Here is a 23,235-nt window from a genome sequence, read left to right as displayed (position 1 = left end):
GCACACGCCCCGCCACCGTCACACATCGAGCGCGTGCTCCGCAATCCCCCGCCGCACCCGCAATCCCCCGACTCGCGCGTATTTCAGTCCCAAGCCGGCGCGAGCGACGCCGGATTGGCCTGACGCTCGTTGCGATCGAGCGTGGCGATCCGTGCCATGTCGTCATTGCTTAGCCTCAGGTCGCACGCCTTCATGTTGCTCGCCAGATTCTCGCGCTTGGTGGACGATGGAATGACGGCGTATCCCTGCTGCATCGCCCACGCCAGCGCGACTTGCGCCGTGGTCGCCTCGTGCGCCTCGGCAATTTTCACGAGCACCGGATCGTTCAAGACTTTTCCGTACGCCAGCGTCATGTATGACGTGACGTGAACGCCCTGCGACCGCGCAAATTCCGCCAGTTTGCGGTTCTGCAGGTATGGACTCAGCTCGATCTGCAAGGTCGCCAGCTCGCCAGGCCCCACCATGTCAATGGCCTGCTGCAGTAGCGCAACGGTGAAATTGGACACGCCGACGGCACAGGTCAAGCCCTGCTCGCGGGCTTCGCGCAACGCGCCAAGGTATTCCGCCATCGGCACTGTGTTGGCCGGCGACGGCCAGTGAATCAGCGTGAGATCGACCCGGTCGGTGCCGAGCTTCAAGAGACTGTCCTTCAGGCTCGGAATCAACTTGTCACGGGAAAAGTTGTCGACCCAGATCTTGGTGGTCAGATGCAACGCGTCACGCTTGACGCCCGATGCCGCCATTGCGCGCCCGATGTCGGCTTCGTTCTCGTAGATCTGCGCGGTGTCGATCGCGCGGTATCCCAGCGCGAGCGCCTGGGTAACGGTATCGACGACGGTTTGGCCCTTCAAACGGAACGTGCCGAGGCCAAAGGCGGGAAGACTCATGAGTGCAACTCCTGTGAGATGCGTCGCGCCAGGGAAATCAACGCCCGTTGAACGGCGCGACGGAAGCGCACAGTGTCCCGGATTCGCGCGCACTCAAGAAGCCCCCGCAGACGAACAAGATTCGTGCACTGAATTCACAAATAAGCGCGAATCGGGGCGTCGACCGCTGCGATCGACCGTGGCGACTCAGACGGCAGCCTGCGGGAGGAAGCTGGCGTCTTCGCGCGCCATCGCCTTGATTTCGTTACGGGTGGCGAGGATATGCGCCTCGAGCAGGGACACGACCGCCACCACGTCGCGACGCCGGCACGCTGCGAGAATTTCGTAGTGATCGTGCTGCGGGTTCTCTTTGCCGGTCGCCTGGGACATCGCCAGATGCGAGTAGCGGTCGGTGTTCAGGCAGTAGGCTTCGACGAGCATCCGCAAACGGCGGTTGTTGGCGGGCGCCGACAGCGCAAGATGGAAGCGCCGGTTGTATTCGGCCCATTCCGAGACGGCTTCGGACGCCGAATAGTCCGCCAGGATCTGTTCCATCCCCTGGAAGTCACGCTCCGCCATGTTGGGCACGGCAAGCTTCGCGGCATGGCATTCGAGCGCGACACGAATGTCGAGCAACTCGCACAATAGCTCGAGGTTCATGCTCGTTACGGTCGCGCCACGGTTCAGATGGTGGGTAACCAACCCCTCCGCTTCCAATTGCCGCAACGCTTCGCGCACCGGCACCCGGCTTGCGTTGAAGCGCTCGGCAAGGGCTTCCTGACGCAGTTGATACCCACCCGGGAGCACGCCGCGCAAGATTTCGTCTCGCAGCGTGTCGCGGATGGCCTCATGAAGGGCTTGGGATCTGGGTGTTCGCATACTTACTTGCCCGCTCGCGCCTCCGCCAGCGCAATGGTCAGATGGGCCACCCGCTTCTTGAGCGCATCGCGCTCGGCGGTCATGGCTTTGAGTTCCTTTGACAGACGCGTGAGTTCGTCGGTCGGCTCCGCAGTGGTGTCCCACGGCGGCGTGCCGTCGTCTTCGTCAGCGATCTCATCGTCCTTCCTCTTGCGTGGCTTGACCGGACGCGCCTCACGCACCTGACGCGCCAGCTCACGCAACTCCTGCTTGCCAGCGACCACCGCGGCCACCTGTGCCGCCTGCGGCAAGGTCGAGACGGCCGCTGCCGCGTTGATCGACACCTCCCCACGCTTGACGGCATCCACCAACTCCGGCGCCGCCGCCGTGTGGATCTGCTCGATCTGCCCCAGCGTATTGCTCGACAATCGCGCCGCACGCGCCAACGCCGCGCGCGTGAGCGCCATCGTATGCGCGGGGATCGACGCATTGGCCCCCGTTGCCTCGGCCGCATCGCTCGCCGAAGCGGCCGGCGGCGCCTCGGCTTTCGTCGGACTGTCGCTACCGGTGCGGGCTTCGAGAATTGTCTTCTTGCGCAACGCCAGCACGCCGCGCTGGTAATCGGACACGCTGCGCCGGCCCAGATGATTGTCGATCATCCACAGGCGCACATCGTCCATGGATTTGAACGACAGGTTCTGCACCGTACGGAATTCGATGTCGTGCTTGCGGCAAATCGCGTAGCGATTGTGGCCGTCGACCAGCACGTCGCCCCACAGTACAAGGGCGTCGCGACATCCCTCGACCAGCAGGCTCTGTTCGAGCGCCGCATATTCATCAGGCGTGAGCGGATCGATGTATGCCTTGAGTTCTTCGTTGATCTGGACTGTCATGGATTTCTGTGACGATGCCGCCGCCCCCCGGTACCGCTGGCTGCGGCACGGCGCGGAACGTCGGCATGGAAAGTCGTTGCAAGCGGCATTATCGCCTGTGTGGCCGGCTTTGACGAAACGAGCGCCCGGACCCTGCCCGGGTTGGCGTTCAGGACAGCACGCCGTGATCGGTCAGGAACGCCTGAATGCGCGACAGACGCGCCGCCGGATCGATGATGCCCAGCAGGGCCTCTTTCTCGTGCGGCGGCAGCGGCAACAGCTCGGCCCATCGATCCGCGACCCACCCGCACTCATCCAGACGATACGGCGGTGCGAGCGGCAATTTTGCCGCGCGTGCCGGGTCGCGCTGCAAGCCGGCGATCAGCTTGCCCAGTGTGTCGGCACTGATCTGCAAGTTGTCCGGGATGGCGATGTCGACATCGTCCGGCAGCATTTGCGCTTCGCCCGTCCAGAGACCGTACTTCCCCTGCTCGACGGACGCGAGCCGAAACTTGGTCGTGCCACGGCACACGAGCTCAAGCAGCGACGGCATGGTCGCGCGCCAGTCGTCGATGCGCGCCATCGTGCCGATCATGGCGGGCTCCTCGACGCCGTCGGGCAAGCGTACCTCGCTGCCCTTGCGCAGGACGACCACACCGAATTCGGTGCCCTCGGCGAGACATCGCTTGATCATGTCGAGATAGCGCACCTCGAAGATGCGCAGATGCAACACCCCAGCAGGAAACAGGGCGTTGCCAAGCGGGAAGAGTGGGATCTGGACCATGCCATATGATGACACGAAGTCACTCGCGGTATGCGCCATTGTCGTGCGACGGCGCATAGCGCCTACCCGCCCGCAAGCGACGCAACGCGATGACCGTTTGTCGCAATCCCCCGCGGCCGGCGCCTCATCAAACAACGGTTCGACAAGCGGGCCGGCCCCTATGACGGCCATCTCGGCCGGATGTCGCTCGACCCGCCTCACGCCCAATGCCGCCCCGAGGCGCGGTTTTTCTGAGCGATGGCCGCCCACGTAACACCGGGTTCCCTGGTAGCGAGCCGGTGTGTCATCGGGGATGCGCCGAGATGTTACGCTTTCAGACGCGAATCGTAATGCGGGCTGCCGTTGTGGGCATGCCGGCGTCTCTGGAGGTTAGGTATGACAGTGGAAAAAGTGGCGTTGATTACGGCGGGCGGCAGTGGCATGGGCGCTGCCGCGGCGCGGCGTCTCGCGGCAGATGGCTTCAAAGTCGGCATCCTGTCGTCGTCGGGCAAGGGCGAGGCCCTGGCCACGGCGCTGGGTGGCGTGGGCGTGACGGGGTCGAATCAATCGAACGAGGCGCTGGCGACGCTGGTCGCGTTGGCCGTCGAACGCTGGGGACGTATCGATGTGCTGGTCAACAGCGCCGGTCACGGACCGCGCGCGCCGATTCTGGAGATTTCGGACGACGACTGGCACCGCGGCATGGACACCTATCTGATGAACGTGATACGCCCGACGCGGCTGGTGACGCCGGTCATGCAGAAGCAAGGCGCGGGCGCGATCATCAACATCTCGACGGCGTGGGCGTTCGAGCCGAGCGAGATGTTTCCGACTTCCGCGGTGTTTCGCGCCGGTCTGGCATCGTTCACGAAGCTGTTTGCAGACAAGTACGCGAAGGACAACGTGCGGATGAACAATGTGTTGCCGGGATGGATCGACAGCCTGCCGCAGCAGGAGACGCGCCGTGAGAGCGTGCCGATGCAGCGTTACGGCACGGCGGAAGAGATCGCCGCGACCGTGGCGTTCCTCGCGTCGGAAGGCGGTGGGTACATCACCGGACAGAACATTCGCGTTGATGGCGGACTGACGCGCTCGGTGTGAGCGTCGCGCGCCTGCCTTCACCGGATCAAATCGGTATGGCTGCCTCCCTCCCCCATCGCGCAAAAGATTGGAGCGGCTCTATCCCTCGGGAACTATCGATACAGGCACGGCCACGATCGTCAGGCTGACATTCCGATGGACGCCCCTCCGTCTGGAGCTTGCTTGAGAACGCCACTCGTGGCTGCCCGCAAACTCAAGCCTGTGCCAGGACCTGCTGCGCGATGACGCTCGTAATGCCGGTCTTGTCGTCGCGCACACGCGCCAGAAGACCAATGCTACGTTGCTCGGTCACGTCGGGCAGCGCGACGACGCGCAAGGTGTCTTCTTGCGCCCATGTGGCGTTGCGCAGCATTGGCACGACGGTGACGCCGAGTCCCTGGCGCACCAGCCCCACAATGCCCTCAATCGAACTCAACTCCAGGAATTCGTTGACCTTGATGCGCTGACGCCGCAAAGCGCGATCGATCAGCGCCCCCGTGCGTTGTGTGTGGTCGAATCGCAGGAAGGGTTCCGTCGCCAGCAGCCGCGCGCTCAACGCCTGCTTCATCCCGGAAGGCGCAAGCATCACCAAAGGCTCTCGATACAAGGGCGTCCAGCGCACCCCCGCGGGCCGACGCCCCGGCGGCTCGACCAGCACCGCGCAGTCAATATCACCGGCGTCGAGCTGGGCCGTCAGTTCCATCGAGCGCGCGGTCACGATCGAGACCTCCAGGCCCGGGCGCGCCTGCTTGATCTGCAGCACGGCGGGCGCCAACGCGCTCACCGCTGACTCGATCGCACCAATCGCGACAGGGCCGACGGGGGACTCGATGCCGGACGCCAATATGCGCATGTTCTGGTATTGCGCCAGCAACAACTGCGCGTGCGGCAGCAACGCCCGGCCCATGGCGTTGAGTGCAATCGAACGCCCCACCCGATCGAATATTGCGTGACCGAACTCCTCTTCCAGCGCGCGCATTTGCATGCTCACCGCCGACTGCGTCATCGCCAGACGTTCGGCCGCCGAAGCGAACGAGCCGTACCGCGCCACCGCTATGAAAGTGCGCATGAATCGCAGGTTGCTCACGGGTTTCCTCGCAGGTCGTGTCGAGATCCCGTCGACCGCGAATTCATCAAAATATTTGCGATGACGGATCACAAATTCTAGCTTTTATTGATTTTTTTACACAAGCAGAATCAGTCGGAGCAAGTAAATCCGGCTTGCCACGGTCAAACTTCGAGACAGGAGCCTCTCCATGGAAGTTTCAGTTGAGCGCGACAGCGCCGCTACCCCGACAGCCCCGGAACGATCGGGCAAACGTATCGACGTAGGCGTGATTGCGGTATCTACGATCGGCAATGCGCTCGAATGGTTCGATTTCACGGTCTTCACGTTTTTCGCGGCCAACATCGCCCGCCAGTTCTTTCCCAGCGATAACCCGACCGCCGCCCTGCTCGCCACCTGGACGACGTTTGGCGTGGGGTTCCTCACGCGGCCGCTCGGCGGCATTGTTTTGGGTAACGTCGCCGACAGGCATGGCCGCAAGTCGGCCCTGCTGCTGACCATCTCTGTCATGGCGGTCGGTGTCGCCGCCATCGCCTTTGCGCCGACCTATGCGTCAATCGGCATGGCCGCACCGGTGCTGATGTTGATCGGCCGCTTCCTGCAAGGCTTTTCCGCCGGCGGCGAAGTGGGCAGCGCCACCGCCTTCCTGGTCGAGCATGCCCCGGTCGAACGACGCGGCGTGTACGGCAGCTTCCAGATGATCGCTCAGGCCTGCAGCATGTTGCTCGGGGCCATCGTATCGGTGGGCATCACGCAAACCCTGACACCGGAGCAGATCGACGCATTCGGATGGCGCATTCCCTTCGCGATCGGCCTGCTGATCGTGCCAGTCGGCCTGTATGTGCGCTCGCGCCTGGACGAATCCCCGGTGTTCAAACACGCCACCCAGCATGCCGAGTCCCGTCGCTCGCCTTTCATCGAATCGGTGACCACGCACTGGCGACAGGTGCTGGCCGGCTTCGGCCTGACAGTGTACGGCACCATTGGCACGTACATCTTTTATTACTACATGCCGAGTTACGCCACGAAGTCGCTGGGCATTCCGTTCAAAAGCAGCGTGATCGCGTCGCTGTGCGCGGCGGTCGCTTACATCGTCGGCACCTTTGCATCGGGTCGGATTTCAGACGTCATCGGCCGCAAGAAGCCGATGGTCGCGTCCGGCGTGATCAGCCTGGTCATCACGTATCCGCTGTTCCTGGCCGTGAGTCACACGCCGACACTGCCGATGCTGATCCTCGTGCAGTGCTGCCTGATGCTCTCGCTCGGCCTGTTCCAGGGCTCGTATTGCGCCTTCGTCTGTGAACTCTTCCCATCGCGGGTACGTGCCACGTCGATGGCGATTGGCTACAACTTCGCGGTCATGATCTTCGGCGGCTTCGCCGGCGCCATTGCCACGCTTCTCATCAGTTGGACGGGGGACAAGCTCGCTGTCGTGTACTACGGAATGTTCGGCGCGGCAGTGGGCCTCATCACGATCCTGATGCTGCAAGACCGCTCGCGCATGCCGCTGCAGTAACGATTCGCGCATCGCTCCCCATGCGCGGGACGTCGTCTCGCGCGTGTCTGACTCACTTCTGTCCCACAACGCGCCCCATGGCCAATGTCGCGCCCCGGCTTTCTTGACGATCGCCGGCGGCGGCGCCATCGGGGCCTCCATGGAGAACCCGCTTACATGTCCATCATTCCCGAAATCGCTGAACGCTCTACCGAGTTGCAGGCCATTCGCCGCGACCTCCACGCCCACCCGGAGCTGCGTTACGAGGAAGCGCGAACGTCCGACATCGTTGCGCGTCTGCTCGAATCCTGGGGTATCGAGGTCACCCGCGGCCTCGGCAAGACAGGTGTCGTCGGCGTGTTGCGCAACGGCACCGGCAAGAAGACCATCGGTCTGCGTGCCGACATGGATGCCCTGCCCATCCAGGAACTCAACAGCTTTGCGCACGCCTCGCAATATGCCGGCAAGATGCATGCGTGCGGTCACGATGGTCATACCGCCATGCTGCTGGGCGCTGCGCAGCACCTTGCCACGCATCGCACGTTCGACGGCACGATCGTGTTCATCTTCCAGCCCGCGGAAGAAGGCGGTGGCGGCGCCAAGGCCATGCTTCAGGACGGCCTGTTCGAGCGATTCCCGGTCGACGCGGTGTTCGCGCTGCACAATTGGCCGGGACTCGCCGCCGGTAGTTTTGGTGCGCGCGTGGGTGCGACGCAGGCGTCGAGCAATGAGTTCCGGATCGTCGTCAAGGGGACGGGCGCGCACGCCGCCATGCCGCACGATGGCATCGACCCGGTCCTGACAGCCATGCAGATCGGTACCGGCCTGCAGAGCATCATGACGCGCAACAAGCGTCCGATCGACGCCGCCGTGCTATCCATCACACAAATGCAGGCGGGCGAAGCGATCAACGTCATCCCGAACACCGCCACGTTGGCCGGCACCGTGCGTACGTTCTCCATCGAAGTGCTCGATCTGGTGGAGACTCGCATGCGGGAGTTCTGCACGTCGACGGCGGCCGCCTATGGCTGTACGGCGGACTTCACGTTCGTGCGCAATTACCCGCCGACCGTCAACACGGCGACCGAGACGCAGTTCGCCGTCGATGTCATGCGAGAGATCGTCGGGCGCGACCACGTTGTCTACCCGATCGACCCGACCATGGGCGCGGAGGACTTTTCATTTTTCCTGCAAGAGCGGCCGGGGTGCTATGCGTATATCGGCAACGGGCTGGGCGATCACCGCGCGCACGGGCACGGGCTCGGCCCATGCATGCTCCACAACACAAGCTATGACTTCAACGATGACGTGCTGACGCTGGGCGCCACGTATTGGGTTCGACTGGCTGAAGCCTTCCTGGTCGCGTGACACGTTATGGCAGCCAATTTTTTCTCTGCGACCTATGCCCAGGCGCGCGAGCGGTTCGCCGACGCTGCGCGTGCGGCTGGCGTCGCGGTGACGAGCCATGTGATTCCCGACATTACCGGGCGCGAAGGCGAGGTGTTGGCCACGGATGTTGTGCGGCTTGGGGCACCGCATACGCGTCGGCTATTGATTCTGACGTCGGGCACGCATGGCGTAGAGGGCTTTTGCGGCAGTGCGGCGCAAATAGCACTGCTGGGCGATGCAGGGCTACAGGCCCGCCTGGCGGCGGCTGATGTGGCAATCCTCGTCGTGCATGCCATCAATCCTTACGGCTTCTCGTGGCTCTCGCGGACCAACGAAGACAATGTGGACTTGAACCGCAACAGCATCGACTTCACGCAGCCGGTGCCGATCAACGATGCGTATGCCGACCTGCATGCCTTGCTTGTGCCACAGACGTGGCCGCCCTCGGACGACAATGTCGCGGCGATCACGCACTATATCGCCGCACACGGTGAACCCGCGTATCAGCGCGCGTTGACCCTTGGACAATATCAATTTGCAGATGGCTTGTTCTACGGCGGGCGTGCTCCGGTGGCGAGCACCCGCCTGATGGACGCGTTGATCCACGAGCATGCACAGGCGTGCGAAGCGGTGGGGTGGATCGACTTTCATACCGGACTCGGTCCCCCCGGTCATGGCGAGAAGATCAGCGTGGGACGCGTCGACGCTGCCGAACTCAGGCGCGCGCGCGCCTGGTGGGGTGCCGATTTGGCCAGTCCGGTCGACGGCACGACGGTGGCATCCAACGTTGGCGGACCATTGCTCGACACTTTGCGGTTTGCGTGTCCGGATGTGCAGGTGACCGCCATGGCCATCGAATATGGCACGGTCCCCCTGATCGACATGCTGCACATGCTGCGGGCCGATGCGTGGCTACGTCAGCATCCGGAAGCACCGACTGCACAGGCAGCGGCAATTCGAGCCGCGGTTCGCGCGGCGTTCTGCTTCGAGGACCCGATTTGGCAAGGGCAGATTCTGGGGCAGGCGCGTGTGGCAATCCTGCAAGCTATAACGGGGTTGGGGCGCGGTGCTGTCGACTGAGCTCCAAGGCGAGCGTTGGCGTTGCCAGTGGTGGCACCCGCCCCTTCACCCCAATGCCGTTCAGTGCGCTGACTGAACGGCATCGTCCAAAAAAACAAATCGGCAAGCCTCTGTCCGGCGCACAGGTTGCGGAACTCGATCAATGCGGTTGACTGGCGACGACAGGGACCGTTTCGATGGTCACTCGGCGGTCAACTGCGAGGCATTGCAAGGCGGCCGTCGAACGTCCGTCGGGACATCCCGAAGACACCGGGTTCGCACTCCCCATACCGACGGCATCAATCCGATGGGCATCGATGCCACGGCTGGCGAAATAGTCGCGAACGGTCTGGGCTCGGTGAAGCGACAACTGCTGATTGTAGGCTTGCGATCCAATTCGGTCGGTGTATCCCGCGACCTTGATACGCTCACCGTGCGCCACGTTATCGCCAAGCGAGGCCGCGATACTGTCAAGTTTCGCGCGCCCTTCCGGCCGCAAATCGCTGAGCGCGAATTGGTTGAACCCGAACAGCAACGACGCGTCGAGCGTGATCCGCTTGACCGGCGCCGACGTCGCAGCCGCCACAGGCGTTGGATTCACATACTTCTCGCATTCCGGCTCCACAGCGCGATTATCAATACAGCAAAACTGTACAGTTAAACTGCAGTCATGCTATGGTTTGGACATGATCAAGTCGTCACTCACATCCAAGGCACCATCAGCGGCCATCCTAGCGGGTGAATTGCGCATTTCACTAGGCAAATTGATTCGACGGGTGAGGGAGCAAGCCCATCCGGGTGACTTCACGTCCGCCCAGAAGTCGGTACTTCTCCGTCTGGACCGCGACGGGCCCGCCACCGTGTCTGCCCTGGCCCGTGCGGAGAGCGTCCGTCCGCAGTCCATGCGTATCACGGTGGCCGGACTAGAGGCGATGAAGGCCGTCAGCGGCAAACCCGATCCCACCGATGGTCGGCAAACCCTCGTCGACCTGACGCCTGGTTTTCGGAAGACCCTCAAGGAGAGCCGGACTGCCAAAGAAGACTGGCTGGTCCGCGCCCTGCAGGCGCAACTATCCCCTCAGGAGCAAGGCGAACTCGCGGCTGCAGTGAAGCTGCTGCAGCGCCTCGCCGACTTCTGAGCCAGCACCACCCCGTTTCAGGAAATAGCATGGCCCTCACCACGCTCGACCCGAATACCGCGCTTATCATCGTTGACCTGCAAAATGGCATCGTCGGCTCCCCTCTCATTCATCCCGTTGACGGCATAGTGGATCGTTCGCGCGCACTGCTCGATGCGTTTCGCGAACGCGGCCGGCCGGTCGTTCTCGTCAACGTTGCCGGCGTAGCGCCGGGGCGTACCGAGCGGCCGCGTCACAGCGGATCGTTCCCGGCGGGGTGGACCGACTTCATCCCCGAACTCGATCAGCAGCCCAGCGACATCGTCGTGACCAAGCGAACCTGGGGTGCGTTCGCCAACACCGGCCTCGAGAACCAGCTAAAGACGCTGGGCGTCACCCAAGTCGTTATCACGGGTGTCGCCACCGGGACTGGCGTCGAAGCGACCGCGCGTCAGGCGTACGAGCACGGCTTCAATGTCGCCCTGCCCCTCGACGCCATGACGGACGCACGTTCCGAGGTGCATGACTACAGCATCAAGAACGTTTTTCCGAAGTTGGGGGAAACGGGCACGGCTCAAGACGTCATCGACCTATTGTCGACAAGGAGCGCCTGAAAATGGTATGGCTTCATCTCGTCTCTTACTTCTTCGGCGGTGCGTTACTCGCAAACGCTGTGCCGCATTTCGTCGCCGGCGTGATGGGAAAACCGTTCCAGAGCCCATTCGCGAAACCGCCAGGGCAAGGCCTATCCTCATCAACGGTAAATGTGCTCTGGGGGTTTCTCAATCTGGTTATCAGCCACTCGCTCATTTTCCGCATGGGTGATTTCGACCTGAGGAGCACGCGCGATGCCGTCGCATTCGGGCTCGGCATCCTCGCCATCGGACTACTTTCTGCACGGCTATTTGGCCGCTTCCACGGCGGCAATACGCCAGAGCATTCGTGAGCGCGGCAGCAACGGACGTCTTCCGTTCGCTGAGGAACTTCAACTACCGGATCTGGACGGCTGGAACGCTGGTCTCGAATGTCGGGACATGGGTGCAGCGCACGGCCCAGGACTGGCTTGTCCTCACCCAACTCACCCATCACGATGCGTCGGCCGTGGGCGCGGTCATGGCGCTCCAGTTCGGGCCACAACTCCTGCTGCTGCCCTGGACTGGCTTCGCGGCCGATCACTACAACCAGCGCAAGCTCCTGATGGCGACCCAGGCGATGATGGGTATTCTTGCCTTGGCGCTGGGGCTTCTCACCGTCACGGGTCGCGTCCATCTCTGGCATGTCTATGTATTCGCTTTTCTGTCCGGCTGCGCTTCGGCCTTTGATGCCCCCGTGCGCCAGACCTTTGTGACAGAACTGGTCGGCGATGCGGACCTGCCCAACGCGGTCGCGCTCAACTCGACCTCGTTCAATGCGGCGCGAATGATCGGGCCCTCGATGGCCGGTCTGGTCATCGCTTCGGTTGGCGTCGGTTGGGCGTTTCTGTTAAACGGGGCCAGCTTCGTCGCAGTACTGGCCTCCCTGTTTCTGCTCCGTACCTCCGGTCTGCATGCGAACGCACGGGCACACCGAACCAAGGGTAGTCTGACCGAGGGATTACGCTACGTAGGGTCTCGACCAGACCTCAAGGCGATCCTGGCCATGTTGTTCCTGATCGGTACGTTCGGACTGAATTTCCCGATCTTCATCTCAACCATGGCCGTCAGTGTCTTCCATACAGATGCACGTGGCTACGGCCTCCTGTCGTCGATCATGGCCATCGGTACTGTCTCAGGAGCACTGATGGCCGCCGGCCGCGGTCGGCCACAATTCACCTCGCTGCTGATCGGTGCCACGATTTTCGGACTCGGTTGCGCGCTGGCCGCTATTGCCCCGAACTATTGGCTGTTCGCCGGTGCGTTGGTCGTCATCGGGGTAGCCGCCTTGACCTTCACCAACGCGACTAACAGCCTGATGCAGCTCACGACCGAGCCCGCCATGCGGGGACGGGTGATGGCACTGCGCGTGGCCATCGCGCTCGGGGGTACGCCGATTGGTGCACCTATCGTGGGTTGGGTGGCGAACCATCTGGGTCCACGCTGGGCACTCGGCGTTGGCGCGGCATCGGGTATCGCCGCGGCCGTCGTGGCCGTCTCCACCATGACGCGGCAGATTCACCAGCCGTGGCGGGGCGAACTTCACAAGGAGGACCACTCGCGCTAATGTAACGACTCAGCGGCACCTGCTCAGATTGAGCGGCTAATGCGAATGCCTCAACCGGGGGTTTTCAACCCGAGCGCCTGGTGTGGGCGCCGGTGGTTATTGAAGCGTATCCGGGCACCGATTACGCTTGCAGCATGCTGGATTGTCTCGAAGCGTTGCCGATACTCGCAGTGCTCTTTCAAGGTACGGATCACGCGCTCAACCATGTCGTCCTGTTGCGGGCAATGCGGCGTGATTAATGCTTGGCGCAATCGGTAACCGCGCGCCAGCACCGTGTAGCTTCGCGAGGTAAACACCAGGCCACTGTCTGAGCGCAACAGAACCGAAGCAGGCCCGCGGGGGATCGAACGGTCGCCATGTGCGCCACATCTAACCGCGTCGGTCACAGCTCGGCCATGAAGGAGCCTTCGACATTGCTGCGTAGTTCGTGAACAATAAGTTCGGTCATCCCGCAACAATCTCCCCTGGCGCCAAGCCGTCGGAATGCGGTAATGAGGCACGGAGCACGATGGCGGATTGGCGCATGCGCACAAGACCAACATTGACGAGGAAATAGCCTTATGAAAATGGACGCATTTGCCTTCGGCACGACCCACTGGGCAGAAGTCGAGACAACGGAGCACAGAGGGGAAACCGGGGTAGCTTATTGGCGCACACGCTTTTTTGGTGAAAAGCCGAATCAAATTCGAGTGCGGATGGTGGAATATGCTCCTGGCTATCTTGCGGACCATTGGTGTCAAAAAGGTCACGTTCTTTTCTGCCTGGAAGGCGAGTTGGAAACAACCCTCGAAGATGGGCGGAAGTTCGTCTTGACAACCGGCATGAGTTATCAGGTTGGCGATAACGCGGAGCCGCACCAGTCCTATACGAAGACGGGTGCCAAGCTCTTCATCGTTGACTGAGCGGCGGCTACTGAGATCGTCAAAGGACTGCACGAGGTCATGTGATATCGACCGCATGGGGTCCGCGCCCGATGTGATCGTCGCGCTCGGCAGTCGGACGCTAGCCGGCGACTACCGATCATTCGACGCATGCGCCAAATTGTCCGCTGGCCCCGCCTTTCAGGGCAGAACTGTCTCTCACTTTGACGCCTTGCAACCGATCATCGAGATTGGGAATGACGATCAACGGGCCAAAGCAAACTATGAATCGACGCTACGTCACCGCCGATGTATTCACAGCCGAGAAATTTAAGGGCAATCCCGTCGCCGTCGTGCTTGACGCCGCCGGCTTGTCTACCCGTCAGATGCAGGCAATCGCCAGCGAGTTCGCTTAGAGCGAAACGACATTCGTCTTGCCTCCCAGCGATGCTTCAAACACTGCGTGGGTAAGGATATTCACGCCAAGTCGCGAGATACCTTTCGCGGGACACCCGAACATCGGCACCGCATTCGTGCTCGCCTCACAGGCTGCGTCACATGGTGTGGAGGTGCCGAACTTGCTCGTCTTTGAGGAGCTCGCCGGTCTTGTTCCGGTATACCTGTTGAAGGAGGGAGGGACGATTCTTGGTGCTGAACTCATTGCGCCGGAACCGTTGGCGCAGCTTTCACATGTCGCCGAAAATCGTGTGGCGGCTTGTCTCTCACTCAGCGTTGACGATATTCGTTTCGACGCTCATGCGCCTCAGGTCGCGTCAGTTGGCCTCCCGTTTCTCGTCGTCGAACTTGCTTCACGCGATGCGCTAAGGCGATGCGTACCCGATCTAGTGGCATTCAAAGGCCTTCTGCCAATCGACGGCGCTGTCTCAATTTACGCTTATACGCGCGATGTCGACCATGCGAGAGCGGGGCACGCCTGTGATTTGGAGGCCCGCATGTTCACACCACGCATGACAGAAGACCCCGCGACAGGCAGCGCAACAGCAGCGACTGCAGCGCTCATCGCACACGTGCGCGGGGTGCCAGAGTTGGCATTATGCGTTGCTCAAGGCGTTGACATGGGCCGACCCAGCATTCTCAGGGCCAGAATTGACTTGCATGACGGGCAGACACGGATTCGTGTTGGCGGAAAATGCGTCAGCGTCATGAAGGGATCGTTTCAACTTGAAGGCGATGATTGACGTTCATGAGTGAATGCCCGCAACAACCGCCATTGCCAGACACGAATACAAAAAAGCCCGCGAAATCGCGGGCTTAGGTGTGTGTTACTGACCGTGGATGCCGGCCAGTGCCGGACGCCGAATCACTCCCACTCGATCGTCGCAGGCGGCTTGCCCGAGATGTCATACACGACCCGGTTCAAACCACGCACTTCGTTAATGATGCGGTTCGACACCTTGCCGAGCAGGTCATGCGGCAGGTGTGCCCAATGCGCCGTCATGAAGTCTTGCGTCTGCACGGCACGCAGCGCCACGACCCACTCATACGTGCGGCCATCGCCCATCACGCCCACGCTCTTGACCGGCAGGAACACCGCAAACGCCTGGCTCGTCAGCTCGTACCACGTCTTGCCGCTGTTGGGCTCGACCGTGTTGCGCAGCTCTTCGATGAAGATCGCATCGGCGCGACGCAGCAGATCGGCGTAATCACGCTTCACTTCGCCCAGAATGCGCACACCCAGGCCCGGGCCCGGGAACGGGTGACGATAGACCATATCGTGCGGCAGACCCAGCGCCACGCCCAACTCGCGCACTTCATCCTTGAACAAGTCGCGCAGCGGCTCCAGCAGCTTCAGACCCAGCGTCTCCGGCAAGCCGCCCACGTTGTGGTGGCTCTTGATCGTCGTTGCCTTCTTCGTCTTCGCGCCGCCCGACTCGATCACGTCCGGATAGATCGTGCCCTGCGCCAGCCACTTCGCATTCTTCAGCTTCTTCGCTTCCGCCTGGAACACTTCGACAAACTCACGCCCGATGATCTTGCGCTTCTGCTCCGGATCAGTCACGCCCTTCAAATGCCCCATGAACTGCTCGGCGGCGTCCACATGCACGACCTTCGCATGCAGGCGGCCCGCGAACATCTCCATCACCATCTGGCCTTCGTTCAGACGCAGCAGACCGTGATCGACGAACACGCACGTCAGCTGGTCGCCAATGGCGCGATGAATCAGCGCCGCCGCAACGCTCGAATCGACACCGCCCGACAAGCCCAGAATCACTTCCTCGTCGCCCACCTGCTCGCGGATCGCCTTCACGGCCTCCTCGATGTGGTCGCGCATGATCCAGTCCGGCTTCGCCTCGGCAATTTCCAGCACGAAACGCTCCAGCAGCTCACGGCCCTTCACGGTGTGCGTGACTTCCGGATGGAACTGCACCGCATAGTAGCGACGCGACACGTCGGCCATGCCGGCGATCGGGCAGCTCGGCGTCGACGCCATCAGCACGAAACCCGGCGGCAACTGCGTGACCTTGTCACCATGGCTCATCCACACCTTGAGCATGCCGTGACCTTCGGCCGTACGGAAATCCTCAATGCCGTCGAGCAGCGGCGTATGGCCCTGGGCGCGAACCTCGGCGTAGCCGAATTCGCGATGATGGCTCGCCTCGACCTGACCACCCAACTGAACCGTCATCGCGAACATGCCGTAGCAAATGCCCAGCACCGGCACGCCCAGATCCCAGACCGCCTGCGGTGCGCGCAGATCCTGATCCTCATACGTGCTCGCGTGGCTACCCGACAGAATGATCGCCTTCGGATTGAATTCACGAATGAATTCGTCCGACACGTCGTTCGGGTGGATCTCGCAGTAGACGTGCGCTTCGCGAACGCGGCGGCCAATGAGCTGGGTGACTTGCGAACCGAAGTCAAGAATGAGGATTTTGTCGTGCATCGTGAGGTACGGAGGAAGTGGATTCGTTGGACGTCGGCGCCGTGGCGGAAGGCACGGGCGTGACAATACCGGTGGTGCCCGCAGGCGCGACCGGTGTGGTATTGACGGAAGCGGAGCCGCCGCGAGGCGCCTCCATGCGCGGTTCAGCGCGCTTGCCTCGGGACTCGTCGCCGGCCCGGGCATCGGGATCATCGTACGGAGCGTCACGCCGGGGGTCGCGCACGACCCCGCCACGTCCGCGACCGCCCGCCTGCTGTGCCGCCTGCACGCGTTCTTTGGTACGCACGCTCGACGCCAGCTTGACGAGAATGGCACCCACCACCAGCAAGACGGCCCCGAGCGCCGGCATCAACCACTTGCCGCCCCCGTCACCGCCAACTGGCCGGAAATCAGCCACCCCAGCACGAACGCACCGATCACCCAGTTGATATGCCCCGTCACTTTCGCAACGGTCGCCGTCAACTGGCCGTTCACGGTCGCGTGCCATTGCAGCCAGGCCACGCCGACGAAGGCCACACCCAGCGCCTGCGCATACAGCACGGGCGATGGCGCGGGCACTTCAATGGCCGCATACAGCGATGACCAGAACGACGCAATCAACAGCACACCGAGTGCCAGATTCAGCGCCGCATCGAGGAACAGTACCGTACGCAACATGGCCTTCATGGGCGATTACTCCACGTGGTAGTTGGGGGCTTCCTTCATGATCTGAACATCGTGCACATGCGATTCGCGCATGCCGGCGGCCGTGATTTGTACAAACTCCGCCTTCTCGTGCAGGTCCTGGATCGTCGGGCAACCCAGATACCCCATCGACGAACGGATACCGCCCGTCAACTGATGCAGGATGGCCATCACGCTGCCCTTGTAGGCCACACGGCCTTCAATGCCTTCCGGCACCAGCTTGTCGGCGTTGTTGGCCGGGTCCTGGAAGTAACGGTCAGCGGCGCCATCCTTCATCGCCCCCACCGAACCCATGCCGCGATAGCTCTTGTACGAACGACCCTGGTACAGGAACACCTCGCCCGGCGCTTCTTCCGTGCCCGAGAACATGCTGCCCATCATCACGGTGTGCGCGCCAGCGGCCAGCGCCTTGGAGATGTCGCCCGAATAACGAATACCACCGTCCGCGATCAGCGGCACGCCGGTGTCCTTGAGCGCTTCGGCGACGTTGGCGATTGCCGTGATTTGCGGCACACCCACGCCCGCCACAATACGCGTCGTGCAGATCGAGCCCGGGCCGATACCGACCTTGACGGCGTCCGCCCCGTGTTCGACCAGCGCCACGGCGGCACTCGCCGTCGCAATATTGCCGCCGACCACTTCGATCTGCGGGAAATGCTTCTTGACCCACTGCACGCGGTCCAGCACGCCCTGGCTGTGGCCGTGGGCCGTGTCGACCACGATCACGTCGACGCCCGCCGCCACCAGCAACTCGACACGCTCTTCATTGTCCGCGCCCACGCCAACGGCAGCACCGACACGCAGCTTGCCGTGTTCGTCCTTGTTCGCGAGCGGGTGCTCGGTGGCCTTCATGATGTCCTTGACGGTCATCAGGCCGCGCAGCTCGAAGGCATCATTGACGACCAGCACGCGCTCCAGGCGGTGGCTATGCATCAAGTGCTCGGCATCGGCCGGCGACGCGCCTTCGCGTACCGTGATGAGCTTTTCCTTGGGCGTCATGATCGCGCGCACCGGCTCGTCCAGGCGGCTCTCGAAACGCAGGTCACGGTTGGTCACGATACCGATGAGCTGAGCGCCCTCGACGACCGGGAAACCGGAAATGCCATGCTGGCGCGACAACGCGATCACATCGCGCACCTTCATGTGCGGCGGAATCGTGATCGGATCGCGCAGAACGCCGGATTCAAAGCGCTTGACCTTCGACACTTCACGCGCCTGCTCGGCCGGCTTCAGATTCTTGTGAATAATGCCGATACCGCCCTGTTGTGCCATGGCGATGGCCAGACGCGCTTCGGTCACCGTATCCATGGCGGCCGACAGCAAAGGCATGTTCAAGGTGATATTGCGCGTGAGCTTGGTTTTCAGGCTGGTGTCGCGCGGAAGAACGGCAGAGTAAGCCGGGACGAGGAGCACGTCATCGAAAGTGAGTGCTTTTTGGATCAGACGCATGGCAAATCCTATAGGCGCAAAACCGAATTATACAGAAATCGCAGGACGCATGGCACGTCTGCCCCACATGTCAAGGGGCTTTTTCCCCGAGGGCCGGATCAGACACGCACGGGACGGCGCCGGGACACGTCGCGGACGCAATTTGGCTCCACATCGAACCCATATCTGACACGTATCGCCCGCGCGGCGACGAACTTGCGAGCCTCGCTGGCTGCCGGATTTCACAAGAGCCGCGCCCCAGCCCCATGCTATTCTTCGGCCCTTTCCGCACCGACTCGCACCGCCCCGACCGGCATCACGGGCACTGTCCGGCACGGATTACCGGCATCTCGCCAAAACCAATCACGGGTACGAATTTCATGGGGCAAGGCATTTCTTTCGGACTGGCCGCGGGCGCCTTGTGGGGCTTGGTCTTCCTGGCCCCTCGCCTGCTGCCCGGGTTCTCGCCGCTGGAACTGTCGGCCGCCCGTTACGTCCTGTACGGACTGGTATCCGCCGTGCTGCTCGCCCCCCTCTGGGCGCGCCTACGGCATACCGTCACCGGCAACGACTGGCGCGCGCTGTTCCGGCTGAGTCTTGTCGGCAACCTCATTTACTACCTCTTTCTCGCGGGCGCGGTCCAGATGGCGGGGATTGCGCCGGCCTCGTTGATCGTCGGCGTGCTGCCCGTGACGGTCACGCTCGTGGGCAGCCGTGACCACGGCGCCCTTCCCCTGTCACGGCTGGCGGGGCCGCTGGCACTGGTCGCGGCGGGCATCGTCTGCATCAACGTCGACGTGTTCGCCCACGCCTCGGCAAGCGGCGGAGACTGGCGGCTCACCCTCGCCGGCATTGGCTGCGCAGTCGGGGCGCTCGTGAGTTGGACATGGTATGCGGTGGCCAACGCCCGCTATCTGGCGCGATTCGGACACTTCACGAGTCAGGAATGGTCGCTGCTGACGGGCGTCGCCACGGGCGTGCTCGCGCTGATGCTGGCGATTCCGGCCGTGTGGCTCCCGCACCCGGTCGTGCTCGACGCACCGCGCGACTGGCAGATGTTCCTGCTCGTCAACATCGCCGTGGCGGTGGGGGCATCGACCATTGGCAATGCGTTCTGGAATGCGGCAAGCCGACGGCTGCCGCTCACCCTGTCAGGACAGATGATCGTGTTTGAAACGCTCTTCGCGCTGATTTACGGCTTTGTCTACGAACAGCGCTTGCCACGCCTGCTGGAACTCGCCGCCATCGCGTTGCTGCTGGCGGGTGTCAGCGCCTCGGTAAAATTGCATGCACGACAACCGGCGCACTGATTCGCCCGGCGTGATTCGTATAGAGACGCTAGTCGGCGCCGCCTCCAGCGCCCCACCTCGCGCACCTCTCAGCGCACCTCTCAGCGCACCTCTCAGCGCACCTCTCAGCGCACCTCTCAGCGCACCTCTCAGCGCCCATGTGAGCGCTTTGGTTTGCGTGCCGGTCGGCGCGGCACCGGGTCACGCACCGCAGACGTCAACTGCCGCGACGGCTACCCAGCCATTTCTGCCCTTCTCGGCTCCCTTCGTTGCGTACTTTTTCCACGCGTCGCTGACGCGCGAGCTTGGGATCGGCCTTCAACGCCCGGTAGATTTCGATGCGATCCCCGTCCTCCACGGCGGCGTCAAGCGCGCGCAGCTTACCGAAGACGCCGGCTTTCATGCGCGACAGGTCCAGCGCCGGAAACCGCTGCAGCAGTCCGCTGCGCTCGATCGCCTCGCGCATTGTGGCGCCTTGCGGCAGCGTCAGCGCGACGATCGTCTGCTCGGCGGGCAAGGCGTAGCAAACCTCGACGTTCAACTCACCCGGCATAGACGGTCTCCGCACGTTTGACAAAGGCGTCGACGAACGTATTGGCGATGTGGCTGAATACCGGGCCGATCACCTTCTCGAGCAGAAAACTCGCAAATTCGTAGTGAAGACCGAACTCGATCTTGCAAGCGTTCTCGCGCAGCGGCGTGAACTTCCAGGTGCCGTGAAAGCGTTTGAAAGGCCCTTCGACGAAGGTCATCTGAATGGAGTGCGGACGCTCCTGGAGATTGCGCGTCGCGAACGAGTGCTTCAGCCCTTTGAAGTCGATGATCAGCGACGCCTCCATGCTGTGCTCGTCTTGGTGCCGAATATCGACACCCCCGCACCAGGGCAGGAATTTTGGGTAATCGGCGACATTGGTCACCAGGTCGTACATTTGCTCGGCGGAGAAATGCACGAGAACGGTTTTACTGACTTCGGCCATCGTCTGTCGGGCGAGGTGCATGCATGACGCGGTGGCCATCGATGTCGAATCGATGCGCGCGCGACGCAAGCCGCCTGTTGCCGAGACTCTTTGTTAAAATCGGTATTTTACCCGAGCCCGACTCACCGGGTCCGACCAAGTTACCCGCCAAGGATCCATGAGCATCATCGACAACAAGAAGGCCTTCTTCGATTACTTCATCGAGGAGCGATACGAAGCCGGCATCGCGCTCGAAGGGTGGGAAGTCAAGGCCATTCGCGCCGGGCGGGCGCAGATCAAGGAAGGCTATGTCGTCATCAAGCATGGCGAGATCTTTCTGATCGGCACACACATCAGCCCGCTGCAATCCGCATCGACGCACATCAACCCCGACCCCGTGCGCACCCGGAAGCTCTTGCTCAAGGCCGACGAAATCAAGAAGCTCATCGGCAAGGTGGAGCAACGCGGCTACACGCTCGTACCACTCAACCTGCACTACAGCAAAGGCCTAGTGAAATGCGAGATAGGGCTGGCCAAGGGCAAGAAGCTGCACGATAAGCGGGAGACGGAAAAGGCGCGCGACTGGGAACGCGAGCGAGCGCGCCTGATGCGCACGCCGACGTAAGGCGCTGCATCGGTGGGCGTGTGCATCGAGGCAGACCACCGCCTCCGCCCGCTACCCAGCGAAAACGGCCCGCATTGCACTGAACCCCAGGCGTTGGACGGTTCAGTTCAGCGCGGGCCGTTTTTCTTTGCGAGGCCGGACTACCGTCGGGCACCCGAATTGCCGAAGCCACCGACGCCTTCACCGCTCGCCGTCGACCCACCGGCCGTCGATCCGCCTTCGGTACCGCGCACGATCTTGAGTGCCGACGCGATCATACTGCTCATGTCCGTCAGATTCCCCGGCACGATCAAGGTGTTATTGGTTCGGGCGATCTTGCTGAACGCTTCCACGTATTGCTCCGCGACCTTCAGGTTGACCGCCTCCATACCGCCCTGCGTCTGAATGGCGGTCGCAACCTTGTGGATGGCCTCAGCGTTGGCTTCCGCCACCGCCAGAATGGCCGATGCCTGACCTTGCGCCTGGTTGATCGCGGCCTGACGTTCCCCTTCGGACTTCTGAATCGCCGCCTCCCTCGCACCGGATGCCAGGTTGATCTGTTCCTGCTTCTTGCCTTCCGACGCCGCGATCAACGCGCGCTTTTCGCGCTCGGCCGTGATCTGCGCCTGCATCGCATGCAGGATCTCCTTCGGCGGCGTGAGGTCCTTGATTTCATAACGCAAGACCTTCACGCCCCAGTTCGACGCCGCCTCGTCGAGGGCATTCACCACACTGTGGTTGATGAATTCGCGCTCTTCGAACGTCTTGTCGAGTTCGAGCTTACCGACCACGCTGCGCAGCGTCGTTTGCGCCAGTTGCGTAATGGCGACGATGAAGTTGCTCGACCCATACGACGCCTTCATGGGATCCGTGACCTGGAAGTACAGAATTCCGTCGACCTGCAGCTGTGTGTTGTCCTTCGTGATACAGACCTGGCTCGGCACGTCGAGCGGCACTTCCTTGAGCATATGCTTGTATGCCACGCGATCGACGAATGGCACGACGATGGACAGTCCCGGTGTGAGCGTCGCGTGATACTTGCCGAGACGCTCGACCACCCAGGCGTGCTGCTGCGGCACGATCTTGATCGAGCGTGCCGCAACGATCACGGCGATGATGAAGAGAATAAACGCGACGTTGGAAAACATGTTCCCCCCTTGAAGCGCCTGCCATGACGGCGGGCGAATTCCCCGTCACCCGCGACCACGGGCGATACGATGCGATGCGATGCATGCCATGCGACGACGCCGAAGCGAAAGCGAGATGCGCGTTTGCGCGCCGATCCCGGTGCCTATGCAGTCACGTGTGCGACGTACAGCCGGCTACCGCGCACCTCACAAATGACGAACCATCCGGCGCTGGGCGACTCGCCTGGCAAAAGCTCGACGTCCCATTCGGCACCGCGATACATCGCCCGCGCCTGACCGTCAGGGCCCCAGACATCCACGCGCAGACGCTGCCCGATATCGAGGTTGGTATTGGGGTCCGCCGTCGCGTCGACCTTGATGCGCCGCTGACCGAAGCGGCTGCGGCGCAGAATCCAGACCGCCACGCCCGCGACCGCCGCCGCTGCCACCCACTGCAATGGCCAGTCGATACGCAACAGCGCCGCAATACCACCGGCCGTCATGCCGAGCGCCACCATCAGGAGATAGAACGTACCACTTGCCAGCTCCAGCACCACGGTCAATCCGGCAATGCCGAACCACAGCCAAGCCTGTTCCATTGCAACTCCCAGACACAA

25 protein-coding genes and 1 pseudogene are annotated in these 23,235 nt (G+C 62.4%); 12 read left to right on the top strand and 14 right to left on the bottom strand.

Going from position 1 to position 23,235, the window contains the following annotated elements:
* Positions 1–83: 83 nt before the first annotated feature.
* The 4 genes from dkgB to DRB87_RS10330 form a co-directional block, all read right to left on the bottom strand.
* Positions 84–887, bottom strand: coding sequence for a 2,5-didehydrogluconate reductase DkgB (dkgB, locus tag DRB87_RS10345; RefSeq protein ID WP_130025833.1), 804 nt, complete (start codon positions 885–887; stop codon positions 84–86).
* 186 nt (positions 888–1,073) lie between these two features.
* Entirely contained in the window at positions 1,074–1,745 is a 672-nt protein-coding gene (locus DRB87_RS10340) for a GntR family transcriptional regulator (RefSeq protein WP_240756246.1), read from the bottom strand.
* 2 nt (positions 1,746–1,747) lie between these two features.
* Entirely contained in the window at positions 1,748–2,617 is an 870-nt protein-coding gene (locus DRB87_RS10335; RefSeq protein WP_130025832.1) for a hypothetical protein, read from the bottom strand.
* A gap of 148 nt (positions 2,618–2,765) precedes the next feature.
* Positions 2,766–3,380 (bottom strand): LON peptidase substrate-binding domain-containing protein, encoded by a 615-nt coding sequence (locus DRB87_RS10330; RefSeq protein ID WP_165385276.1) that lies wholly within the window; start codon positions 3,378–3,380, stop codon positions 2,766–2,768.
* Between the two features lie 375 nt (positions 3,381–3,755).
* On the opposite strand from DRB87_RS10330, the gene DRB87_RS10325 reads away from it, so the two are divergent.
* A complete protein-coding gene (locus tag DRB87_RS10325; RefSeq protein WP_130025830.1) occupies positions 3,756–4,460 on the top strand; it encodes an SDR family oxidoreductase in 705 nt (234 codons plus the stop codon).
* A 193-nt stretch (positions 4,461–4,653) separates the two neighbouring features.
* Here the strand turns inward: DRB87_RS10325 and DRB87_RS10320 are convergent, their stop codons facing one another.
* Positions 4,654–5,526 carry a LysR family transcriptional regulator gene (locus DRB87_RS10320; RefSeq protein ID WP_130025829.1) on the bottom strand — a complete coding sequence of 291 codons (873 nt, stop codon included), beginning with the start codon at positions 5,524–5,526 and terminating at the stop codon, positions 4,654–4,656.
* A gap of 169 nt (positions 5,527–5,695) precedes the next feature.
* Here DRB87_RS10320 and DRB87_RS10315 point away from each other — a divergent pair, with 169 nt between their 5' ends.
* From DRB87_RS10315 to DRB87_RS10305, 3 genes are all read left to right on the top strand, one after another.
* Positions 5,696–7,021, top strand: coding sequence for an MFS transporter (locus DRB87_RS10315; RefSeq protein ID WP_130025828.1), 1,326 nt, complete (start codon positions 5,696–5,698; stop codon positions 7,019–7,021).
* Between the two features lie 156 nt (positions 7,022–7,177).
* Positions 7,178–8,368, top strand: coding sequence for a M20 aminoacylase family protein (locus DRB87_RS10310; RefSeq protein ID WP_130025827.1), 1,191 nt, complete (start codon positions 7,178–7,180; stop codon positions 8,366–8,368).
* Positions 8,369–8,374: 6 nt separating this feature from the next.
* Positions 8,375–9,469, top strand: coding sequence for a M14 family metallopeptidase (locus tag DRB87_RS10305; protein WP_130025826.1), 1,095 nt, complete (start codon positions 8,375–8,377; stop codon positions 9,467–9,469).
* Positions 9,470–9,608: 139 nt separating this feature from the next.
* Here DRB87_RS10305 and DRB87_RS10300 read toward each other — a convergent pair whose 3' ends face one another.
* The gene (locus DRB87_RS10300) at positions 9,609–10,049 is read right to left on the bottom strand and encodes an OmpA family protein (RefSeq protein ID WP_165385275.1); all 441 of its coding nucleotides are present in this window, start codon (positions 10,047–10,049) and stop codon (positions 9,609–9,611) included.
* Positions 10,050–10,134: 85 nt separating this feature from the next.
* Here DRB87_RS10300 and DRB87_RS10295 point away from each other — a divergent pair, with 85 nt between their 5' ends.
* From DRB87_RS10295 to DRB87_RS10280, 4 genes are read left to right on the top strand one after another with little or no spacing between them, the layout of a single operon-like run.
* Complete coding sequence (locus DRB87_RS10295) at positions 10,135–10,587, top strand: MarR family winged helix-turn-helix transcriptional regulator (protein ID WP_130025824.1); 453 nt, start codon at positions 10,135–10,137, stop codon at positions 10,585–10,587.
* 29 nt (positions 10,588–10,616) lie between these two features.
* Positions 10,617–11,180 carry an isochorismatase family protein gene (locus DRB87_RS10290; protein ID WP_130025823.1) on the top strand — a complete coding sequence of 188 codons (564 nt, stop codon included), beginning with the start codon at positions 10,617–10,619 and terminating at the stop codon, positions 11,178–11,180.
* A 2-nt stretch (positions 11,181–11,182) separates the two neighbouring features.
* A complete protein-coding gene (locus DRB87_RS10285) occupies positions 11,183–11,512 on the top strand; it encodes a hypothetical protein (RefSeq protein ID WP_130025822.1) in 330 nt (109 codons plus the stop codon).
* Positions 11,509–12,765, top strand: coding sequence for an MFS transporter (locus tag DRB87_RS10280; RefSeq protein WP_130025821.1), 1,257 nt, complete (start codon positions 11,509–11,511; stop codon positions 12,763–12,765). Before DRB87_RS10285 ends, DRB87_RS10280 begins: the two co-directional genes overlap by 4 nt.
* A 50-nt stretch (positions 12,766–12,815) precedes the next feature.
* Here the strand turns inward: DRB87_RS10280 and DRB87_RS23495 are convergent, their stop codons facing one another.
* Complete coding sequence (locus DRB87_RS23495) at positions 12,816–12,971, bottom strand: transposase (RefSeq protein WP_240756297.1); 156 nt, start codon at positions 12,969–12,971, stop codon at positions 12,816–12,818.
* A gap of 354 nt (positions 12,972–13,325) precedes the next feature.
* Between DRB87_RS23495 and DRB87_RS10270 the strand changes: the two genes are divergently transcribed.
* Both DRB87_RS10270 and DRB87_RS10265 read left to right on the top strand, forming a co-directional pair.
* Positions 13,326–13,667 carry a DHCW motif cupin fold protein gene (locus DRB87_RS10270; RefSeq protein ID WP_130025820.1) on the top strand — a complete coding sequence of 114 codons (342 nt, stop codon included), beginning with the start codon at positions 13,326–13,328 and terminating at the stop codon, positions 13,665–13,667.
* Between the two features lie 215 nt (positions 13,668–13,882).
* Positions 13,883–14,824, top strand: a pseudogene (locus tag DRB87_RS10265) (PhzF family phenazine biosynthesis protein).
* 122 nt (positions 14,825–14,946) lie between these two features.
* Here DRB87_RS10265 and guaA read toward each other — a convergent pair.
* The 3 genes from guaA to guaB all read right to left on the bottom strand — a co-directional run bounded on the left by guaA (position 14,947) and on the right by guaB (position 18,663).
* Positions 14,947–16,530, bottom strand: a complete 1,584-nt coding sequence (guaA, locus tag DRB87_RS10260; protein ID WP_130025819.1) for a glutamine-hydrolyzing GMP synthase — start codon at positions 16,528–16,530, stop codon at positions 14,947–14,949.
* A gap of 348 nt (positions 16,531–16,878) precedes the next feature.
* Positions 16,879–17,196 (bottom strand): hypothetical protein, encoded by a 318-nt coding sequence (locus DRB87_RS10255; protein ID WP_130025818.1) that lies wholly within the window; start codon positions 17,194–17,196, stop codon positions 16,879–16,881.
* A gap of 6 nt (positions 17,197–17,202) precedes the next feature.
* Positions 17,203–18,663, bottom strand: coding sequence for an IMP dehydrogenase (guaB, locus tag DRB87_RS10250; protein ID WP_017234118.1), 1,461 nt, complete (start codon positions 18,661–18,663; stop codon positions 17,203–17,205).
* A 359-nt stretch (positions 18,664–19,022) separates the two neighbouring features.
* Here guaB and DRB87_RS10245 point away from each other — a divergent pair, with 359 nt between their 5' ends.
* Positions 19,023–19,952: a DMT family transporter gene (locus DRB87_RS10245; RefSeq protein ID WP_130025817.1), complete on the top strand. Its 930-nt coding sequence runs from the start codon at positions 19,023–19,025 to the stop codon at positions 19,950–19,952.
* Between the two features lie 196 nt (positions 19,953–20,148).
* On the opposite strand, the gene DRB87_RS10240 is transcribed toward DRB87_RS10245, so the two are convergent.
* Positions 20,149–20,484, bottom strand: a complete 336-nt coding sequence (locus tag DRB87_RS10240; RefSeq protein ID WP_130025816.1) for an RnfH family protein — start codon at positions 20,482–20,484, stop codon at positions 20,149–20,151.
* Positions 20,474–20,908: a type II toxin-antitoxin system RatA family toxin gene (locus DRB87_RS10235; protein WP_026131979.1), complete on the bottom strand. Its 435-nt coding sequence runs from the start codon at positions 20,906–20,908 to the stop codon at positions 20,474–20,476. Before DRB87_RS10235 ends, DRB87_RS10240 begins: the two co-directional genes overlap by 11 nt.
* 157 nt (positions 20,909–21,065) lie before the next feature.
* Between DRB87_RS10235 and smpB the strand changes: the two genes are divergently transcribed.
* Positions 21,066–21,512, top strand: a complete 447-nt coding sequence (gene smpB / locus DRB87_RS10230; protein ID WP_017234122.1) for an SsrA-binding protein SmpB — start codon at positions 21,066–21,068, stop codon at positions 21,510–21,512.
* Between the two features lie 140 nt (positions 21,513–21,652).
* Here smpB and DRB87_RS10225 read toward each other — a convergent pair whose 3' ends face one another.
* Positions 21,653–22,639 carry an SPFH domain-containing protein gene (locus tag DRB87_RS10225; RefSeq protein WP_130025815.1) on the bottom strand — a complete coding sequence of 329 codons (987 nt, stop codon included), beginning with the start codon at positions 22,637–22,639 and terminating at the stop codon, positions 21,653–21,655.
* A 143-nt stretch (positions 22,640–22,782) separates the two neighbouring features.
* The gene (locus tag DRB87_RS10220) at positions 22,783–23,217 is read right to left on the bottom strand and encodes an NfeD family protein (RefSeq protein WP_130025814.1); all 435 of its coding nucleotides are present in this window, start codon (positions 23,215–23,217) and stop codon (positions 22,783–22,785) included.
* Between the last annotated feature and the right edge of the window lie 18 nt (positions 23,218–23,235).

The sequence above is a fragment of the Pandoraea sp. XY-2 genome (genome assembly GCF_004193915.1).
GTDB classification, from domain to species: Bacteria; Pseudomonadota; Gammaproteobacteria; order Burkholderiales; family Burkholderiaceae; genus Pandoraea; species Pandoraea cepalis.
Note: the sequence above shows the minus strand (reverse complement) of the source record. Positions and strands in the feature narration are given on the sequence as shown.

Excerpts from the sequence above, each read along its gene's own strand:
- DRB87_RS10295 (WP_130025824.1), top strand. The coding sequence starts at position 10,135 with ATGATCAAGTCGTCACTCACATCCAAGGCACCATCAGCGGCCATCCTA.
- DRB87_RS10340 (WP_240756246.1), bottom strand. The coding sequence starts at position 1,745 with ATGCGAACACCCAGATCCCAAGCCCTTCATGAGGCCATCCGCGACACG.
- DRB87_RS10305 (WP_130025826.1), top strand. The coding sequence starts at position 8,375 with ATGGCAGCCAATTTTTTCTCTGCGACCTATGCCCAGGCGCGCGAGCGG.
- DRB87_RS10255 (WP_130025818.1), bottom strand. The coding sequence starts at position 17,196 with ATGAAGGCCATGTTGCGTACGGTACTGTTCCTCGATGCGGCGCTGAAT.
- DRB87_RS10245 (WP_130025817.1), top strand. The coding sequence starts at position 19,023 with ATGGGGCAAGGCATTTCTTTCGGACTGGCCGCGGGCGCCTTGTGGGGC.
- DRB87_RS10270 (WP_130025820.1), top strand. The coding sequence starts at position 13,326 with ATGAAAATGGACGCATTTGCCTTCGGCACGACCCACTGGGCAGAAGTC.
- DRB87_RS10240 (WP_130025816.1), bottom strand. The coding sequence starts at position 20,484 with ATGCCGGGTGAGTTGAACGTCGAGGTTTGCTACGCCTTGCCCGCCGAG.
- DRB87_RS10315 (WP_130025828.1), top strand. The coding sequence starts at position 5,696 with ATGGAAGTTTCAGTTGAGCGCGACAGCGCCGCTACCCCGACAGCCCCG.
- DRB87_RS10335 (WP_130025832.1), bottom strand. The coding sequence starts at position 2,617 with ATGACAGTCCAGATCAACGAAGAACTCAAGGCATACATCGATCCGCTC.
- DRB87_RS10330 (WP_165385276.1), bottom strand. The coding sequence starts at position 3,380 with ATGGTCCAGATCCCACTCTTCCCGCTTGGCAACGCCCTGTTTCCTGCT.
- DRB87_RS23495 (WP_240756297.1), bottom strand. The coding sequence starts at position 12,971 with ATGGTTGAGCGCGTGATCCGTACCTTGAAAGAGCACTGCGAGTATCGG.
- DRB87_RS10290 (WP_130025823.1), top strand. The coding sequence starts at position 10,617 with ATGGCCCTCACCACGCTCGACCCGAATACCGCGCTTATCATCGTTGAC.
- DRB87_RS10235 (WP_026131979.1), bottom strand. The coding sequence starts at position 20,908 with ATGGCCGAAGTCAGTAAAACCGTTCTCGTGCATTTCTCCGCCGAGCAA.
- dkgB (WP_130025833.1), bottom strand. The coding sequence starts at position 887 with ATGAGTCTTCCCGCCTTTGGCCTCGGCACGTTCCGTTTGAAGGGCCAA.
- DRB87_RS10310 (WP_130025827.1), top strand. The coding sequence starts at position 7,178 with ATGTCCATCATTCCCGAAATCGCTGAACGCTCTACCGAGTTGCAGGCC.
- DRB87_RS10285 (WP_130025822.1), top strand. The coding sequence starts at position 11,183 with ATGGTATGGCTTCATCTCGTCTCTTACTTCTTCGGCGGTGCGTTACTC.
- guaB (WP_017234118.1), bottom strand. The coding sequence starts at position 18,663 with ATGCGTCTGATCCAAAAAGCACTCACTTTCGATGACGTGCTCCTCGTC.
- DRB87_RS10220 (WP_130025814.1), bottom strand. The coding sequence starts at position 23,217 with ATGGAACAGGCTTGGCTGTGGTTCGGCATTGCCGGATTGACCGTGGTG.
- smpB (WP_017234122.1), top strand. The coding sequence starts at position 21,066 with ATGAGCATCATCGACAACAAGAAGGCCTTCTTCGATTACTTCATCGAG.
- guaA (WP_130025819.1), bottom strand. The coding sequence starts at position 16,530 with ATGCACGACAAAATCCTCATTCTTGACTTCGGTTCGCAAGTCACCCAG.
- DRB87_RS10225 (WP_130025815.1), bottom strand. The coding sequence starts at position 22,639 with ATGTTTTCCAACGTCGCGTTTATTCTCTTCATCATCGCCGTGATCGTT.
- DRB87_RS10325 (WP_130025830.1), top strand. The coding sequence starts at position 3,756 with ATGACAGTGGAAAAAGTGGCGTTGATTACGGCGGGCGGCAGTGGCATG.